Origin of the sequence: Pseudomonas sp. WAC2, from assembly GCF_030403525.1 — a bacterium.
GTDB classification, from domain to species: Bacteria; Pseudomonadota; Gammaproteobacteria; order Pseudomonadales; family Pseudomonadaceae; genus Chryseomonas; species Chryseomonas luteola.
In genome coordinates this window covers 131,002-147,480 of the sequence record NZ_JAUEPD010000003.1, presented here as the reverse complement: position 1 = coordinate 147,480, position 16,479 = coordinate 131,002, and the positions used below count along the sequence as shown (strand labels likewise).

The window sequence follows — 16,479 nt, the reverse complement described above, 5'->3', positions numbered from 1 at the left end:
CAGACAGTTTTATCCGGTTCTGACTGTTACAAGGCATTTGCTTTCAACTATCCGGCGGGCACCTCTGTACCCGCCGGACATACAGGCTAGGCGGCCGTCTGCACGGCGCCTGTCGAGGGTGATCCGCCCAGCGAAGCCGCTTTATGGTAGCGACCTTCCAGACGACGCTTGAGCGCGCGAGGCTCAATGATCAGCTTGACGCCATTGGACTCATTGGTCCGTTCCCAGTCTGCCAGCAGCTCCATGCAGGCATGATCGATATAGCTCACGCGATCCAGTGGTACATGCAGGGTCGTACCCGGCTTAACGCCTTCCAGCACCTGAGTGATCTTGGGCACCTTCAGGAAGGTGGCCGAGCCGCTCATGCGCAGTTCTGCCTGGGTCTCGTCTTCCTTGTCATAGACCAGAGCCACTTTAAGGCGTGAGGCCTTGAACGCCAGGGTGGCTACCGACAGGGCAAAGCCTAGAACGACACCCGTGAGCAGGTCGGTAAAGACAATGGTCAGCGCCGTCACGGCATAGATCAGGATAGGCGTACGTCCATACTGCTTCAGGCCTTGCAACGCCGAAGGACTGGCCAGTTTTACGCCGGTATAGACCAGGACGCCTGCCAGGCTGGCAATCGGGATCTGCTTGAGCACGAAGGGCAGCGCAGCGACGAACGCCAGCAGCCAGGCACCATGCATAATGGCCGATGCACGTGTTTTAGCGCCAGCCTGAACATTGGCTGAGCTACGTACAATCACCCCGGTCATAGGTAGCGCGCCGACAATACCGCACAGCAGGTTACCGACGCCCTGGGCTGACAGCTCACGATCGAACTGGGAGCGGGGCCCCTGGTGCATCCGGTCAACCGCTGCGGCGGACAGCAGCGTTTCGGCACTGGCAATAAACGCCATGGCAACCGCTGCCATGAACAGTGTCGGGTTGGTCAGCATGCCCAGGTCGGCAAAGGTGATCCAGTCAATGGCGTCGCCCAGGTTGTCCGGCACGTTGACCCGGTTGACGTCCAGGTTCATCCAGAGGCTGGCCATCGTAGCTGCCGTTACGGCGATCAGCGCGCCTGGCAAAAAGCGTAGCGAATGTGGCCGTTTCTTCTCCCAAAGCCACATGATGGCGATGGTGGCGATACCCAGCATGGCCGCATAGGCACCGCTGCCCTCGTGTCCGCCCCATTCACCGGCTGCCTGTACAGCGGCCTTCGGAAAACCGACCAGGTTGGAAAGGCCCGACGCTTGCGGTGAGGCATCGAGCATCACATGGACTTGGGACAAGACAATCAGAATACCGATACCGGCCAACATGCCATACACCACGGCAGGCGAGGTGACGCGGAACCAGGCGCCCAGCCGGGCAAAGCCCGCTGCGACCTGAATGATCCCGGCCAGGATCAGCACCGGCCCGAGGGCCTTCATGCCATGCTGGTTGACTAGCTCGAATACCAGTACGGCAAGCCCTGCGGCCGGGCCGCTGACCTGCAAGGGGGAGCCGGCCAGAAAGCCGACGATAAGGCCACCGATGATGCCGGTCACCAAGCCCTTGGCTGGCGGCATTCCGGAGGCGATGGCGATGCCCATGCACAAGGGCAGGGCAACGAGAAAGACTACCAGCGAGGCCAAGGCATCGCGTGGAAAGGTCTGCTTGAATGATGCTGCAGAAGTGTTTCCGAGCATGGTCCTATCCTCCGTAAAAACGCATAGCAACCTGTGCCAGAGCCCTCCCTAACCGGATCTGGCAAAGTCGTTTACCCACACGAAGACGGACAGCGCCCATAACTGCAGGCAGCCATGGGCCTCGTCTGAAAATGACCAGCTATGTTGTTTTTATTGAGGTGCTGGCGACTTCGGCGCGCAAGGCGCGCCGAAGGCTTGGATCAGTTTGAGTTCAAACGGGGGCGTGGCGTGGCGACTGGCATCGGACCTTCTCCATCCAGGGGACGGAAGCGGCCTTCGATAGCGTCGTATGCCTTGATTTCACTGGTTTCGATCGAATAGACCCAGCCGTGAATGAACAGCTGGCCGCTCGCCAGGCGTGACGCCACAGACGGGTGCGTCTGTAGGTGGGTCAGCTGAGCGACAACGTTCTCCTCGGTCAGGAAATCCAGCTCACCGCCGTGGCTGTGTTCGCAGCACTGGTGGTCCGCTACGACGGTCTTGGCGATCTCGGCATGGCGAAGCCAGGCTTTTACCGTAGGCATCTTTTCCAGTGAGTCCGGGTTCAGCACGGCCTTCATGGCACCGCAGTCGGAGTGACCACACACGATGATGTGCTTAACCCCAAGGGCCGAAACGGCATACTCGATGGCTGTCGAAACACCGCCATTCATTTGCCCATAGGGCGGAACGACGTTTCCAACGTTACGGGTAACGAACAGATCGCCTGGGGAGCTCTGGGTGATCAGCTCAGGCACGATGCGCGAGTCGGCACATGTAATAAACATGGCGCGTGGCGATTGTGCATTGGCCAGCTTTTTAAATAACTCCTCCTGTTCTGGGAACACTTCCTTTCGGAAGCGCTTGAAGCCATCGACAATTTGTTGCAAGGCGTCATCCGCACAAGGGACGTTCATGTTTTTCTCGTTCATGGTCCAACCTCTTTACGTGGACGAAACAACTAACCATTGTCCGATCGGGTACTGCTTGAAGCAGACGTTGCCCACCAACGTCTGGTTACAGCTTAATCCCGAAACCCTCCGGACCACGTAGCGTTGGGCATATGCCCCAGGCTTGAAGCAAGCCTAGAGCGCGAAGCTTAATTCACCCTGAAGAAAAAGTAGTCAAAGGAACAGTTTGAAGATATTTCCAAATTTTATTGCGATCAAATAGCCATCATGTGGTGGCTAATTGCTTAAAAGGGGTTTTTGGAGCTATTGGATTTTTTAAGGCAGGGGTTAAATCTGGAATAGTTCACAGATAAAACATTTTTATTCAATGCTGAAGTGAGCAAATGTCTATTGCGCCACATTGCACGGCTTGAGGTGAGATAAAGGTGTAATGGGTTATCAGGTAAAGCAGTACGGCAGTACCAAGATACCGGGCAGGTAGATCATCAACCTGCCCAGCGAAATCCGATCAGCGGACACCGATTCCGCGCATGGCCGCGTCCAGCGCGTTAGCACTCAGGTACTGATGATCGGCGCCCAGACCACTCTGCAGGGCCTCTTCCAATGCAGGGCGCAGCCGATTCCACTTGTGCTCATCCTCCATCCACTCGAACAGCTCTTGCCCCAGCGGCTTGATACCTCTGACCTCCGAATCTTTCTCGAACGGATAAGGCGCGTCGATAAAGCCGTTGCGGACCAGCTCATCTGCTGCCTTGAGAATAGCTTCGATGACTTGAGGGTCATCGGCAGATGTGTCCTGACGGCGGGCAACGTCTACAGCAATAGTGCGTACCGAGACGCTGTCCTCACGGGTGCCTGCGCGTAGTACGTCACGGGTGGTATCCCAATCAACCTTCAGCTTTTGCATGGTTCCTCCTGTAATTCAGGTAGTGGCTATAACTCCTGACCACAGAAAGAGGCCTTCGGCTCGTTCCAGCGATCGGCAGTCCACCATTAGACCGGCGGCATGGGCAGGGGTGAGTGTCGGGTGGAACGCAAGGTCCAACCGTTTACACGCCTGGTTTTTCTGGAGGCCCTATGCCGTTGCCTGACATCCAGCTGATCGAGTCGGCTGCCTTGCCGTATCTGCTTTCCGTGCCCGAGGGCCTGCCACCCACGGGAGGTTGGCCGGTACTCTGTTTTCTGCATGGCTACGATGAGGGCGCACCCATGCCGATCCATAAGGCATTGACGGTGCATGGTCCGCTCAACCCGGGCAATCCGGAACAGGTAAGGGAGACCTTTATTGTGGTGGCGCCACAGATGCCATCCAAGGGTGATCGCTGGCATCGCTTTATTGATGAGGTCGGCAGTATTGTGGTGGACGTGCAAAAGTCCTATTACGGTGATCGCAGGCGGACTTATCTCACCGGCTTCAGCTTTGGTGGAAACGGCGTATTCGATCTGGCGCTCTCCCAACCTGCTTTCTGGGCGGCGTTATGGCCGGTAGACCTGACGCGCGTGCCTCAATCCGATCCTCAACGACCGGTCTGGATCAGTGTCGGCGAGGTGACGCGCCGGGCAACGCCCGCCTTCATCAGCCGCTTGGGCCTGACCTCGGCCGAGACCGCCCAGGAGGGAGATCGCCTGTATCTGGATCAGGGGCAGGGCCATGTAGGCGCTGCTCGCCTGGCTTATCGGGACATGCGAATCTACCAGTGGCTGCTGGCCAGGCAGCTGTAACAGAATACGTCCTGGCTTGCCGACAGGAAGGATGCTCAAGGCTGAACTACGCTGTGCAGAGGGCTCGATGTGCCCTTCAAGGAGAACCCGCAGTGAGATTTGCCCGACGTATCGCCCTTGCCCTTCCGGCTTGCCTGCTAGCCACACTGACCTTGGCGGCCGAGCCGTCACAGCCACCGTCCAGCCCTGAAAAGACCACTCAACCGATGCCTGCATCGTCACCAGCCTCGCCAGCCTCGCCAGCCGATACAGGCGCGTCGGGGAGCACGGCTTCAGGCGTGCTGCTGACCATTATCCTGCGGCACGACCAGTCCAAGCCGCTGACCGAAACCAAGCAGGAGCTCAGGCGTCAGGGCTTTTTTGACAATTTTCCGCCCCTGGGCACGGAGGTGGTGTCCTGGTATGTGGTGATGGGAATTGGTCAGATCGTGACCCTGCGCGTACCGCCGGACAAACTGCCGGACGTGAACATGGCGGTGGAAAAGGGCGCCTGGGGCTCCTTTCATACGGAGTTCTATCCGACCTATGACTACCGTGAGGCTGCCAAGGGCGAATACAAGTCACTCAAGTAGACAGGGCGGGAGCCGGTGGGCTCCCGCTGTCGCCCATTAGCCGGGATGCGGATGCAGATCTTCTCCACGCTCCTGGGTGGGCAGGCCCAGCTCGGTAAACATGCCTCGGGCAATCTCGCGCTCGCCCATGATAACAACGTTAGCGCCACTTTCTTGCAGGTGCTGCACCAACTCGTCGTAATGGGCGCGGGAAACGATATTGAGGGACGCATTCAGCTCTCGCGCACGCCTCGAGACCTCGCAGGCCTCAATCCCGTTCGGGATGGCGATCAGCAGCGTATGCGCCTGCTCGATATGAGCCTTTTGAAGCACGTTCGGCTGCGCAGCATTACCCAGCACGGCACTGATCTGATCTGCCCGCAGCTCCTCGATATGATCGCGATCATTCTCGATCACCACGAACGGCATGTGTTCACGGCGCAGGCGAGCACTGACCAGCCTGCCAACCCGGCCATGGCCGACCAGAACCACATGATCGGTTTCGGTAATGGGTGGCGGCTCTACTACTTCGGGCGCGTGGGGCGCCTTGGCATTGGGAAGCGCCTGCCCTTCGCGTCGCTCGAGCCATGGCTGGAGACGGTCGATAATGCTGAACAGGGCAGGGTTCAGAATGATGGAAATGATCGCACCGCCCAGAATCAGGTCACGGCCTTCCTCAGGCAGCAGCTCCAGGCTGACGCCCAGGCTTGCCAGGATGAATGAAAACTCACCAATCTGAGCAAGACTTGCTGAAATGGTCAGGGCTACGCTAAGTGGGCGCCGGGCCAGCAGTACGATGATCAGCGCAGCCAGGGACTTGCCAACGATGATGATCAGTACCGTGGCCAACAGGTGCAGCGGGTGCGAGAGCAGCACTTCCGGGTTGAACAGCATGCCGACAGAAAAGAAGAACAGCACGGCAAAGGCTTCACGCAGCGGCAGGGAATTGTCGGCTGCCTCGTGACTGAGTTCCGACTCGTTCAGGACCATGCCGGCAAAAAAGGCACCCAGTGCAAAGGACACGCCGAACAGGACCGATGAGCCAAAGGCAATCCCCATGGCCAGTGCCAGTACGGCGAGGGTAAACAACTCCCGTGATCCGGTGCGGGCAACACGCTTGAGTAGCCACGGGACGACTCTCCGACCCACGATCAGCATCAGCGCTACGAAGGCGCTCACTTTCACCAGCGTCAGCAGAAGTTGCATGCTCAGGCTAGTGTCGTTTTCGGCGGCCTTGCCGCCCAGCATGCCGGAGAGCGCTGGCAGCAGAACCAGTGCCAGCACCATCATCAGGTCTTCCACAATCAGCCAGCCGACGGCGATGCGACCGCGGCGACTTTCCATCATCTGTCGTTCCTCCATTGCCCTAAGCAGCACCACGGTACTGGCGACCGAGAGTGACAGGCCAAAGACCAGCCCTGCACCCAACCCCCAGCCCAGGAGGTGCGCAAGGCCCATCCCCATAAGCGTGGCTACGGCAATTTGTCCAATGGCACCGGGAATCGCGATTTTGCGGACCGACATAAGGTCCTTGATGGAAAAATGCAGGCCTACGCCAAACATCAGCAGAATCACACCGATTTCGGACAGCTCATGGGCAATATCACTGTCGGCTACAAAGCCTGGCGTAAAGGGGCCGGCCAGTACGCCGGCCAGAAGATAGCCCGCCAGAGGAGGCAGGCGCAGGCGGTTGGCGAGGAGGCCCAGAAAAAAGGCCAGAACCAAGCCGGCGGCCAAGGTAGTAATCAGGGGCATTTCATGCATGCGGTGGCTCCATGTGGGGCTGGGGCAAAAAGAACCCGCAAGGCTTGGAGACCCAGCCTATGGACTGGCCTCACCATGGCGCTCAGATATTCAAGGCATCATGCACGCAGCGATAAAGTACGCACCGTATTGGAGTTATAGCTACAAAAATGCTGGCGCCAAACCTTATAAGGCCAGGCAGGGTGTAGTAAGGACAAGCGGTAAAGGCTGAAAGTTGCCGTTCTCTTTTCAGCGTGTCTGAATAAAGCGTTTTCAGGGTTATCTCAGATATTTCCCGATATTACGCACGCTTTACCAGCAAGGGTCAGAAAAGTGGCATCTGCTGACCGGGAGGGCTGAACTGAGTGCAGTCCAGTGAGATGCGTGCTTCGCGACGATTCAGGCCCAGGCGGCGCAGGGCGATACGAAATCGCTGCTCAAGCAGATCGGCAAATACCCCTTCGCCATGCATGCGCGTGGTAAAGCGACTGTCGTAGACCTCACCACCTCGACTCTGGCGAATCAGGCTCATGACATGGGCCGCACGCTGCGGATAGTGAGCTTCAAGCCATTCCTCGAACAAGGGAGCCACTTCCCGCGGCAGGCGCAGCAGAACATACCCTGCCGAGCGGGCTCCGGCGTCATGGGCCGCTTCAAGCAGATGCTCCAGTTCGCGGTCGTTGATCATTGGAATAATCGGGGCGCACATGACGCCAACCGGAACCTCGGCCTCACGCAGGGTGCGAATAACCTTGAGCCGCGCGGACGGGGCCGCTGCCCTGGGCTCCAAGGTACGTTTCAGCTCATCGTCCAGTGTGGTCAGGCTGATCCCGACCTTGATCAGGCCACGGGCCGCCAGCTCGCCCAGCAGGTCGAGGTCACGCAGGATAAGCGTACCCTTGGTGATGATCGTAGCCGGATGCCGATACCGGAGTAGTACCTCAAGCGCCTGGCGCGTCAGGCGCTGCTCGCGTTCGATAGGCTGATAAGGATCGGTATTACCCCCGATGGCGATGGGCTTGCAGACATAACCCGGTTTGGACAGCTCCCTCTCCAGAGTTTCGGCCAGATTGGTCTTGGCAATCAGCCGGGTCTCGAAGTCGAGGCCGGGCGAGAGATCCCAATAGGCATGGGTTGGACGGGCATAGCAGTAGATGCAGCCATGTTCGCAGCCGCGATAGGGATTAAGGGATTGTTCGAAGGGAATGTCCGGCGAGGTATTGCGCGAGATAACCGTCTTGGCCGTTTCCAGCCGAATCTCGGTTGCCTGGGTGGGAGGAATATCCTGAAACCAGCCATCGTCATAGGCTTCCGACCGGGTAGGGGCATAGCGGTTGTGCGGATTACTACCGGTCCCCCGACCGCGTGGAGGCTTTTGATGGGTCATGACCTTGTCTCAGAGATACACTGTTTGAATATACAGTATATCTTGAGCAGGTATTAAGCCAGAGGGTACGGCGGAAAAAGGCAGGACGGCGCGGGGCGCCGTCCTGAAGGTCTTACACGACCGGCGTGAACTGGATGATTTCTATCCAGTAGCCATCGGGGTCCTTGATAAACGCGATGTCTTTCATGCTGCCGTCGGTCAGGCGCTTCTGGAAGGTAACGCCCAGCTCTTCGAAGCGCGCGCAAGCAGCGTGGATGTCCGGTACGGCAACGCACAGGTGGCCAAAGCCGCGCGGATCGCTGTTACCACTGTGGTAGCTGAAGTCCGCATCGTCTTCGGTGCCGTGGTTGTGGGTCAGCTCCAGAATGCCTGGAATGGACTTGCGCCAGCGGTGACGCTCTTCCGGATCCGTCGGGATCTGGGACTTGTCGGCAATCAGTGCCAGGAAGTACAGGCTGAATTTGGCAGCCGGAAAGTCTTTCTTTTCCAGCATGGTGAAGCCCAGGACACGGGTATAGAAGTCCAGGGACTTCTCGATATCCTTTACCCGGACCATGGTGTGGTTGTAGACGTATTCGGCGGTGGCCGCGTCAGGCTGGGCCGTGACGCCCGGCAGGTTGTTCAGTTCATTCAAGGTCATCGTATTTCTCCAGACGATCAATCCAGACGTTACTTAGATAGCCAGCTTACCACTTTCGCGCCTCGTTTAGGCTGAGTAGACCCTGGCTGTGGCAAATGGCCACGAAGGCCGTTGGGTTTCAGGACGATTCCAGCAAGGCCTGCTGCTTCGCCTGCCAGACGATCTCATAGGACCGCAGGCGCTCCTTAAAGTCATAGGTCTCGGTATGAATCAGGAGTTCATCGGCTTGGGTGCTTTCCAGCAATTTCTGCAAACCTGCCCGCACCTCATCAGGGCCTCCAATGATGGCCGCTGCATACTGGTCTTCCACGGCCAGCCGCTCTTGAGGCGTCCACTCCATCGTTTCGGGCGGAGGCTTCAGCCGGCTGGAGCGGCCGCGCCCGACATCCAGCGCCTTTTGATACAGGGAGTGCATCAAACGCTTGGCTCTTGACCGGGTATCCGCCGCCATGACGGGAACAGCCACGATGACCCGCGGACGCGGCTGGTGCAGAGAAGGTTTGAAATGCTCGCGATAGGCCGCTATCGCCTCATGCAGGCGGGCCGGCGAAAAATGCGCGGCAAACGCATAGGGCAGCCCAAGCTCAGCGGCCAGGCGAGCACTGATCAGGCTGGAGCCCAGCATCCAGATCGGAACGCTCAGCCCTTCGCCTGGGGCGCGGGTGAAGGGCGGCGTATTCAAGGCTGATTCCGTGCCCTCGTTGAATAGCGCAAGCAGTTCACGGACGCGCTCAGGAAACTCCCGGCTCGCCGTGATCATGTTGACCCGCAGCGCTTCCATGGTGGCGTAATCCCCGCCGGGAGAGCGACCTATACCCAAATCGATGCGGCCTGGGTACAGGATTTCCAGCGTACCGAACTGCTCGGCCACGTACTGGGGGGTATGGTTCGGCAGCATGACACCGCCTGCCCCCACACGGATACGGCGGGTAGCAGCCGCTACCTGCCCGATCAGCACGGCGGTGGCCGAGGCGGCTACACCGTCCATGTTGTGGTGTTCGGACAACCAGTAACGGTGATAACCCCAGCGATCGGCCTGCTCGGCCAGGGTAAGGGTGTTGCGCAGGGCCTCGCCTACCGACTGGCCAGCCGTGACGGGGGCAAGGTCAAGTATCGACAGGCGGGTCTTGGCTAATGTCCGCATGGGCCTCTCCTTGATGATCGGCAGCGCAACAGGCGCTTTCAGACAGAATCCGAGAGTCGCGTACGATGCGCTGCTCAGGCGGGAGAATCAAGGCGTGCAGGTGGTTGATGCCAAAAAGATCGCACACGTCTGGCCTGTTCAGACCCGATGGAAACGGTTGGACTAAAGGCCCGGATCTGTCGAGCCTTCAGTTGGATCACACCTCGTCGAGCTCAGGATAATGGCGAAAGATGCCGTTTTCGCTGAAGGGCAGGCGTCGATCGGAGGCCAGATAGGCCTTGATATTGGGACGCTGGGCTACCCGGGAGACCAGATCGACGACCTTGGGCATATCCGCCTCGATCCGCTGCATGGCCTTGGGCAGGGCATAGCGCAGCCCGCTCACGACTTGAAAGAGCGACAGGTCGACATAGGAGAGCGAGTCTCCGACCAGATAACGATCTCCCTTGGGATTATCCTCTAGAACGTGCTCGAAATAGTCGAGAAACTTGGGGATACGTTCCTTGATGAACCCTTCTGCACGGCGCTTGGCTTCCGCCTTCTGGTCTTCGTAATACAACGAGGAGCCTATGGGATGATGAATGTCGTGGGCTTCGGTTACAAGGTCAGCAATAGTCAGCTGCAGACCATGGGCCCACAGGCGTGAGGCTTCATCTTCCGGAGCCAGCCCGAGGCGGGGTCCCAGGAACTGCAGGATATTGGCAACATGGGAGACGATCAGATCGCCCGCCTTGAGAAACGGCAGGGCGAAGGGGGGGAAGGGCGTTGCCTCACCGTTCAGATAGGATTCCATGGCAGGCATGCCCAGGCCATCCTCTTCGGAGCCATTGCCCACATCCACGTAGTCAGCGCCGGCTTCTTCCAGCGCGAGGCGGATGAACTCGCCTCGTCCCTGAATGGTGGGCCAGTAATGCAGTTCGTAACGCATTGCTCGTCTCCTTTCAATGAGGGTCTCCCTGTGGGACAGACGATCCCTCCAGGAGTTGTTTGCCTGTTTTCACGAACGAACAGCCGTCACAGTATCGGATTGCTCGGCTTATGGCGGGAAGGCGCGAACAGTCGTTTGATTCTTCTGCGGTGACATCTGCCGCTCAGTCCGGTCTACCCCCTACAAGGCTATGCCTTCACCTTTACAAACAGCCAAGTCCGGTTGCCTGTAGATAAAGTATGAGAGGAGATGGGGATGTTGGGATTCAGTCTTCGTGGGTTGGGCCCGCTGGACGTACTCAAGCGGGCGGTCAAGGAATTCAATGAAGACGATATGGCGACTTATGCTTCGGCATTGGCCTATCAGATGTTCTTTTCGATGTTTCCTTTCATTCTGTTCCTGATCTCGCTGGTGGGCTTTCTGCATCTGCCCGACTTCTTCAACTGGCTACGCGAGCAGGCCAACTATGTCCTGCCGGCGCAGGCACTGGAGCAAGTTAATCCAGTGATCGATCAGCTTCAGCAAAATCAGCAGGGCGGCTTGCTATCGGTAGGGATCATCGTGGCGCTGTGGTCAGCTTCTGCGGCAGTGCGCTCGCTGATGACGGCCCTGAACATGGCCTATGATGTCGAGGAAGGACGACCCGTCTGGAAGCGGTTACCACTGTCGGTGTTTTATACTATCGGGCTGGCGCTGATGCTCATCAGCGCTGCCGCCCTGATGGTTACTGGCCCGCAGTTCCTGAATTGGCTGACCAGCTACATTGGCCTTGAACAGGTCTTTATCACGGTCTGGACCTGGATCCGCTGGCCCGTTGCTGTGATCCTCCTGATGCTGGCCGTGGCGATCATTTATTACGCAGCGCCCGATGTAGAGCAGGACTTTCGGTTCATTACACCCGGCTCGGTGCTCGCTGTAGTGGTTTGGATTGCCGCTTCCTTGGGCTTTGCCTTTTACGTCCAGAACTTTGGCAACTACAACGCCATGTATGGCGGGATCGGCACGATTATCGTCATGCTCTTATACCTGTACATCTCATCAGCAGTGCTGCTGTTTGGCGCGGAAATCAACGCGGTGATCGAGCACCACTCCAACGAGGGCAAAGAAAAGGGCGACAAGAAGCTGGACGAGTAAACCGCTTTAGGTCAGGCGGTGTTGCCAGTCCGTATGGGTGAGCCGGTACAGGCAGTGCCGGCGCAAGGGATGGTCAGCAGGGACACGGGGATGATCGAAGTCTTCCTGGGTATTTCGCATTCCGAGCCGCTCCATCACGGCTCGAGAGCGGTGATTGCTCAAGGCTGTAAAGGCGACGATCTCGTCTAACGCCAGTTGCTCGAACCCGATGCGCAAGGCTTCACGCGCGGCCTCTGAGGCATATCCCTTTCCCCAGTAGGCCCTGGCCAATCGCCAGTCAATTTCCACGCACGGCGAGCAGGGCAGACCTTCTGAAGCATTCAGGCCGGTAAAGCCGATGAATGCTCCGGTCTCTTTCAATTCGACCGCCCAGAAACCCCATCCCTGTTCTGCAATCTTGGCCTGGATACGCTCACGCTCGGCCTCGCTGCCGACAAAATCCAGTATACCCGGAAAGTATTCACGTACCTCTGGATCGGCGTTCAGCGCAGCGTAGGGGAGACGGTCTTCGTCACGCCATGGGCGAAGCCGCAGGCGGACCGTTTCGTAAAGGGCAGGCTCCAGAGGCGGGTGCATATGGCTACCTTTGTTGCAAGGCCGCCACGGTCAGGCCGGACGTGATGAAGGCAATACCCGCGCCCCAATTGAGACCCCCTACGACGCGTGGGCGATGCTTCAGCCAGCGGGCCAGCCGCGAGGCACAGGAGCCCATGATGGAAAAGCCGATAAAGGTCAGCAAGGCAAACCAGGCGCCGTAGACCAGCATCTGGATCGTCACGGAGCCGCGGGCAGGGCTTACGAACTGGGGTAGAAAGGCCAGGACAAACAGGCCCGGCTTGGGGTTGAGCACAGCCGACAGCAGCCCGGTAAGGAAGATGGTTTTCAGCGGCTGGTGAGCAGCCGGGGTGAAGGTGATCAGGTTGCGCGAACGCAATACCTTGATCCCCAGCCACAGCAGGTAGGCGGCGCCCACCAGCTTGACGACCCAGAACGCCACGGCTGATGTTTTCATCAGTAGCGTCAGGCCGAAGGTGGCGGCTGTGACGTGAAACAGGATGCCAACGCCTGAGGACAGTCCGGAAACGATGGCGGCCCGGCTACCCTGGCTCAGGCCACGGCCAATGGCAAGCAGATTGTCCGGGCCGGGAGACAGGATCAACAACGCGCAGGCTGCGGTATAGGCGAGCCAGATATCGATTGGAAACATGATCAGTCCTTGGATATTTTCTTGTTCAGACCCAATAGTGATACAGGCGGATAAAGCCACGCCAGATCATACCCAGCCAACCGGGAAACAGGGTGGGCCAGATGAATGCTGCCAGCAAAAATAATCCCAGGCAGCCCCAGAAGTATCCCGTTCCGAGAAATCCGCCCGTGAAAGCCAGCCCCTGATTGAGCGCAAGCCATAGCAGCACCGCTGTTACCAGGGCAAATGGCAGGGCGGCCAGGAGGCTGATAATGCGGGTTTCGAGTGAGTGTCCGTCGTCCTTGCAGGCCATTGCAACTCCCTATCCATGAAAGCACCTCCAGAGTATGGCAGTGTTCTGGTTGATCCAGCGTGCGGCAGTACCTGAATCGCGCCTATTCAGACGTTGCCCTTGTTGGCTTCGATCAGGCTAGACAATAGCTCGATGGCCCCTTCAGGATGCTCGACTTCGATGATCAGACGTTTGTACTGCTCATCTTCCAGGTCGATGATGATCGCCCGTTCCGCATGGCTGACATCCCAAAATACCTGCTCGCCCTCAAGGTAGAAGGTCCCGGCCGTCAGAATATTCGGAATCTTGGTGCCCGGCGCCTTCCAGCCTTTCCAGCCCTGCAGGACCGTATCGTCCTGGCGAGCCGCCAGGATATGCGATTGGGGGATCGTCAGCTGGCTCTTGAGTGCCCACAGCTTGTGAATGCCTTTGACGGTGAAGACGACGTTATTGCCTTCGATTTCGATCTCGACCATCCGCTGCTCCTCTCATCAGCTCGTTCTACAGTAGGGCTGGCTAATACGTTTCTTGAATAGATAAGGAACAGCGTAGCCGCGGATCGTTCGCCGGGTAGAAAAGTGTCTATGCCGTTTCAAAACAGACAGGCTGGGCCAGAGTGCTCAAGCGTCCGGCACAGAGGATGTTGGCGCTAGATCAGCCCTGTCTGGCGGCTGATACCGTGAAACCAGAAAGCGGCCATCCGGCTGTAACACAACGCGATGGATCTCATCGAACCCTTCCTCGAAGCGTGGGCGCTCCAACCGTTTAAGGGTTCCGAAGAGTCCCGCTGGCGGCACCTGGCGGGCGCGTGCCCGATTTCGCGCCTCGCAGCCGCGCGGGTCCGGCTCGAAAAAATAGCCGATCACAGTAAAGCCGGCCGCCCGAGCGGGCTCGATGTAGCGTGCCCGCTCTGCAGCAGTGGGATTGGTGTTATCGATAACCACCTTCTGTTTGCCTTCCAGGCAGGCCGTCAGCAGGAGCCGCTCTCGGTGGCGGGTGCGCAGCATGTCCCGGTTGATACGGACATGCGTGTCGAAAAAGCAGCGTTGGTAAAACGTCGACTTGCCCGCGGCCTGGATGCCTATGAATACGATCAGCTCCATGGCATCACAGTTCAGGCGATCCGGGCATATACGCGGGTGTTGCGTAGCGTGCCGTCCGGTGCTTTGCGCTCATGGTGCAGTGTCCCTTCAAGGCTGAAGCCTGCCCGTTCGCAGACCCGGCAGGAGGCAAGGTTTTCCTCATCCGTCAGGATCTGGATGCGCTCGGCCTTGAGGTCAGTGAACGCCAGGTGCGTCATGGCGCTGACCGCTTCGGTGATGTAGCCCTGTCGGCACTGGCTGTCCCGGCACCAATAACCGATCTCCATGCTGGGTACGTTCCAGTCGATATGGTGAAAGCTGGCGCAGCCCACCAGCATACCGGTGGTTTTGTCGATCAACAGAAACGGCAGATCCTTGCGTACGATAAAGCTCGATGCCGCAAGGCGGCAGTAGGCTTCGGACGTATCGACTGATGGCTCTGTCATCACCCACGGCAGCGAGGCCGGAAAGCGGCGCAGCGAGGCAAGCGACTCCACCACGGCTGCGTAGACCATGGCACCATCACCGGCACGGGGAACCCGTAGCAGCAGACGTTCGGTTTCAAACTGTTCAGGAATGGTGCGTAGCAAGGGAGGAGTCATCGCAGTCCTTGGGGTATGTAATGGTTTAGACGCTGCTGGCCGGGTTGATCAAGGCGTTGAGGACGTGATCCTCCCAGACGCCATTGATCTTGAGATAGGCCCGTGCGTACCCCTCACGCTCGAAACCCAGACGCTTGAGCAGCCGCGCGCTGCGCTCGTTATGGGGAATGTAGTTGGCCATGATGCGATGCAGTCTGCGCTGGGTGAACATGTAATCGATGCCGGTCCTGGCCGCTTCGAACATGAACCCCTTGCCCTGATGGCTTTCAGCGATGGAATAACCCAGGTGGCAGGCCAAAAACGAGCCCCGGATGATATTGGAAAAGTTGCAGCAGCCGATGATCGCCTCGGTGCGCTTGTCGACAATGCTGAAACAGCAGGAGGCACCGGCCATGAAATCCTGCAGGTTCAGGCGAATTCGCTGGCGAACCGTCTCGGGTGTGTAGAAGGTTTCCTCCCGCAAGGGCTCCCAGATGCGCAGGTGCTCGCGGTTTTCAAGCTCGAACCGCCGTCGCCGCACGACATCACGCTCGGTGGGGATGATCAGTCGGACCCGCTCTGCCTCTAACGTCAGGATGCTCATGGACTTTTATCTCTTATAAGCGCCTGAGCGTTATAACCGGAACATCACCCGGTTTTGTAGCGTTTTGGCAGATAAACCTCACCAGGCAAGCTCAAGTCGCATACGCTGTGGCTGATCTTCCCGTCCATCAGGCATGACGCGACCGGGCAGGTCGTGTTGCCACTTGAACCCGTGCGCTGCGTATATATGAATGGCCCGCCGATTGGATGTGTAGACATCCAGCTCAAGCGCGATAAAGCCGAATGCCCGGCTGCTTTCGATAAGTGTGCCCAGCAGGCGTGTGCCAAACCCCTGGTTACGAAAGGCTTTGTGAATCTGCATGCCCAGAAAACCCACTGAATCATCCCGGTCCTTCTGACCACAAACACTGGCCGGAAAGACTTCTCCCGAGCCGATAATCTGGCCCTCATGCTCGATTACCTGATTGGGCCAGCCATGCGCCAGAGCCTGCATCAGGCTTTTCAGAATACGCTCCCGGGCAGGCGGCAGTTGCCGGTGAGCGTACAGCCCCTCCGCGCAGACGGAGGCGAAGAGGCTGTAAAAGCCATCAAGGTCGGCAAGCTCCGTCTGGCGTATCAGCATACGAGTCCTTTCAGACGCTGCCCTCGCGCTCCACCACCAGAATGCGCGCCTCGCCTTGAGGGTGTGCGACATGCTCGCAGCCGATTCCGGCAAAGAACACATCTCCTGTTTCCAGGCGTACGGATTTCTCCTCTCCGGCTTCGCGGTAATGCATGTCGACAACGCCGTCGAGAACAGCAAAGACCTCCTCGCCATCGTTGACATGCCATTTGTAGGGCTGATCCGTCCAGTGCAGACGGGTAGTGATTCCGCCCATGTTGGCAATGTCGAGCGCTCCCCAGGCTCGGCTGGCGGTAAAGTGCTTGCTGCGGATGATGTTCATGTAGACCTTGTATGCGGC

General features: G+C 58.4%; 20 protein-coding genes. 3 read left to right on the top strand and 17 right to left on the bottom strand.

The features are described 5' to 3' along the window. Nucleotides 1-86 precede the first annotated feature (86 nt). The 3 genes from QWJ10_RS07840 to QWJ10_RS07830 all read right to left on the bottom strand — a co-directional run bounded on the left by QWJ10_RS07840 (nt 87) and on the right by QWJ10_RS07830 (nt 3,470). Nucleotides 87-1,673: a SulP family inorganic anion transporter gene (locus QWJ10_RS07840; RefSeq protein WP_289925317.1), complete on the bottom strand. Its 1,587-nt coding sequence runs from the start codon at nt 1,671-1,673 to the stop codon at nt 87-89. Between the two features lie 200 nt (nt 1,674-1,873). Further along, complete coding sequence (locus QWJ10_RS07835) at nt 1,874-2,584, bottom strand: carbonic anhydrase (RefSeq protein WP_125888154.1); 711 nt, start codon at nt 2,582-2,584, stop codon at nt 1,874-1,876. Between the two features lie 487 nt (nt 2,585-3,071). Next, nucleotides 3,072-3,470: a hypothetical protein gene (locus QWJ10_RS07830; protein ID WP_010796588.1), complete on the bottom strand. Its 399-nt coding sequence runs from the start codon at nt 3,468-3,470 to the stop codon at nt 3,072-3,074. Between the two features lie 170 nt (nt 3,471-3,640). On the opposite strand from QWJ10_RS07830, the gene QWJ10_RS07825 reads away from it, so the two are divergent. Further along, nucleotides 3,641-4,285 carry a hypothetical protein gene (locus tag QWJ10_RS07825; RefSeq protein ID WP_289925313.1) on the top strand — a complete coding sequence of 215 codons (645 nt, stop codon included), beginning with the start codon at nt 3,641-3,643 and terminating at the stop codon, nt 4,283-4,285. 92 nt (nt 4,286-4,377) lie between these two features. Continuing rightward, a complete protein-coding gene (locus tag QWJ10_RS07820; RefSeq protein WP_289925311.1) occupies nt 4,378-4,857 on the top strand; it encodes a hypothetical protein in 480 nt (159 codons plus the stop codon). Nucleotides 4,858-4,893: 36 nt separating this feature from the next. Here QWJ10_RS07820 and ybaL read toward each other — a convergent pair whose 3' ends face one another. The 5 genes from ybaL to QWJ10_RS07795 form a co-directional block, all read right to left on the bottom strand. Then, a complete protein-coding gene (gene ybaL / locus QWJ10_RS07815; RefSeq protein WP_289925309.1) occupies nt 4,894-6,600 on the bottom strand; it encodes a YbaL family putative K(+) efflux transporter in 1,707 nt (568 codons plus the stop codon). Between the two features lie 304 nt (nt 6,601-6,904). Then, nucleotides 6,905-7,966 (bottom strand): PA0069 family radical SAM protein, encoded by a 1,062-nt coding sequence (locus QWJ10_RS07810; protein WP_289925307.1) that lies wholly within the window; start codon nt 7,964-7,966, stop codon nt 6,905-6,907. 112 nt (nt 7,967-8,078) lie between these two features. Then, a complete protein-coding gene (gloA, locus tag QWJ10_RS07805; protein WP_289925306.1) occupies nt 8,079-8,606 on the bottom strand; it encodes a lactoylglutathione lyase in 528 nt (175 codons plus the stop codon). Between the two features lie 118 nt (nt 8,607-8,724). Further along, nucleotides 8,725-9,750: an LLM class flavin-dependent oxidoreductase gene (locus tag QWJ10_RS07800; protein WP_289925305.1), complete on the bottom strand. Its 1,026-nt coding sequence runs from the start codon at nt 9,748-9,750 to the stop codon at nt 8,725-8,727. 196 nt (nt 9,751-9,946) lie between these two features. Next, nucleotides 9,947-10,678 carry a glutathione S-transferase gene (locus QWJ10_RS07795; protein ID WP_289925303.1) on the bottom strand — a complete coding sequence of 244 codons (732 nt, stop codon included), beginning with the start codon at nt 10,676-10,678 and terminating at the stop codon, nt 9,947-9,949. 255 nt (nt 10,679-10,933) lie between these two features. Here QWJ10_RS07795 and QWJ10_RS07790 point away from each other — a divergent pair, with 255 nt between their 5' ends. Further along, complete coding sequence (locus QWJ10_RS07790) at nt 10,934-11,812, top strand: YihY/virulence factor BrkB family protein (RefSeq protein ID WP_122041058.1); 879 nt, start codon at nt 10,934-10,936, stop codon at nt 11,810-11,812. 6 nt (nt 11,813-11,818) lie between these two features. Here QWJ10_RS07790 and QWJ10_RS07785 read toward each other — a convergent pair whose 3' ends face one another. The 9 genes from QWJ10_RS07785 to QWJ10_RS07745 all read right to left on the bottom strand — a co-directional run bounded on the left by QWJ10_RS07785 (nt 11,819) and on the right by QWJ10_RS07745 (nt 16,461). Beyond that, nucleotides 11,819-12,388 carry a GNAT family N-acetyltransferase gene (locus tag QWJ10_RS07785; protein WP_289925299.1) on the bottom strand — a complete coding sequence of 190 codons (570 nt, stop codon included), beginning with the start codon at nt 12,386-12,388 and terminating at the stop codon, nt 11,819-11,821. Between the two features lie 4 nt (nt 12,389-12,392). Next, on the bottom strand, nt 12,393-13,019 hold the full coding sequence (locus QWJ10_RS07780; protein ID WP_010796598.1) for a LysE family translocator: 627 nt from the start codon (nt 13,017-13,019) through the stop codon (nt 12,393-12,395). Between the two features lie 25 nt (nt 13,020-13,044). Further along, nucleotides 13,045-13,311 carry a hypothetical protein gene (locus QWJ10_RS07775; RefSeq protein WP_289925294.1) on the bottom strand — a complete coding sequence of 89 codons (267 nt, stop codon included), beginning with the start codon at nt 13,309-13,311 and terminating at the stop codon, nt 13,045-13,047. 86 nt (nt 13,312-13,397) lie between these two features. After that, nucleotides 13,398-13,766 carry a hypothetical protein gene (locus QWJ10_RS07770; RefSeq protein ID WP_010796600.1) on the bottom strand — a complete coding sequence of 123 codons (369 nt, stop codon included), beginning with the start codon at nt 13,764-13,766 and terminating at the stop codon, nt 13,398-13,400. A 144-nt stretch (nt 13,767-13,910) separates the two neighbouring features. Beyond that, the gene (locus QWJ10_RS07765; protein ID WP_289925291.1) at nt 13,911-14,393 is read right to left on the bottom strand and encodes an AAA family ATPase; all 483 of its coding nucleotides are present in this window, start codon (nt 14,391-14,393) and stop codon (nt 13,911-13,913) included. 11 nt (nt 14,394-14,404) lie between these two features. After that, nucleotides 14,405-14,974 (bottom strand): GNAT family N-acetyltransferase, encoded by a 570-nt coding sequence (locus QWJ10_RS07760; RefSeq protein ID WP_289925288.1) that lies wholly within the window; start codon nt 14,972-14,974, stop codon nt 14,405-14,407. Nucleotides 14,975-14,999: 25 nt separating this feature from the next. Beyond that, nucleotides 15,000-15,557 carry a ribosomal protein S5-alanine N-acetyltransferase gene (rimJ, locus tag QWJ10_RS07755; RefSeq protein WP_010796603.1) on the bottom strand — a complete coding sequence of 186 codons (558 nt, stop codon included), beginning with the start codon at nt 15,555-15,557 and terminating at the stop codon, nt 15,000-15,002. Nucleotides 15,558-15,635: 78 nt separating this feature from the next. Continuing rightward, on the bottom strand, nt 15,636-16,139 hold the full coding sequence (locus tag QWJ10_RS07750; RefSeq protein WP_289925283.1) for a GNAT family N-acetyltransferase: 504 nt from the start codon (nt 16,137-16,139) through the stop codon (nt 15,636-15,638). Between the two features lie 10 nt (nt 16,140-16,149). Further along, nucleotides 16,150-16,461, bottom strand: a complete 312-nt coding sequence (locus QWJ10_RS07745) for a cupin (RefSeq protein WP_197872971.1) — start codon at nt 16,459-16,461, stop codon at nt 16,150-16,152. Between the last annotated feature and the right edge of the window lie 18 nt (nt 16,462-16,479).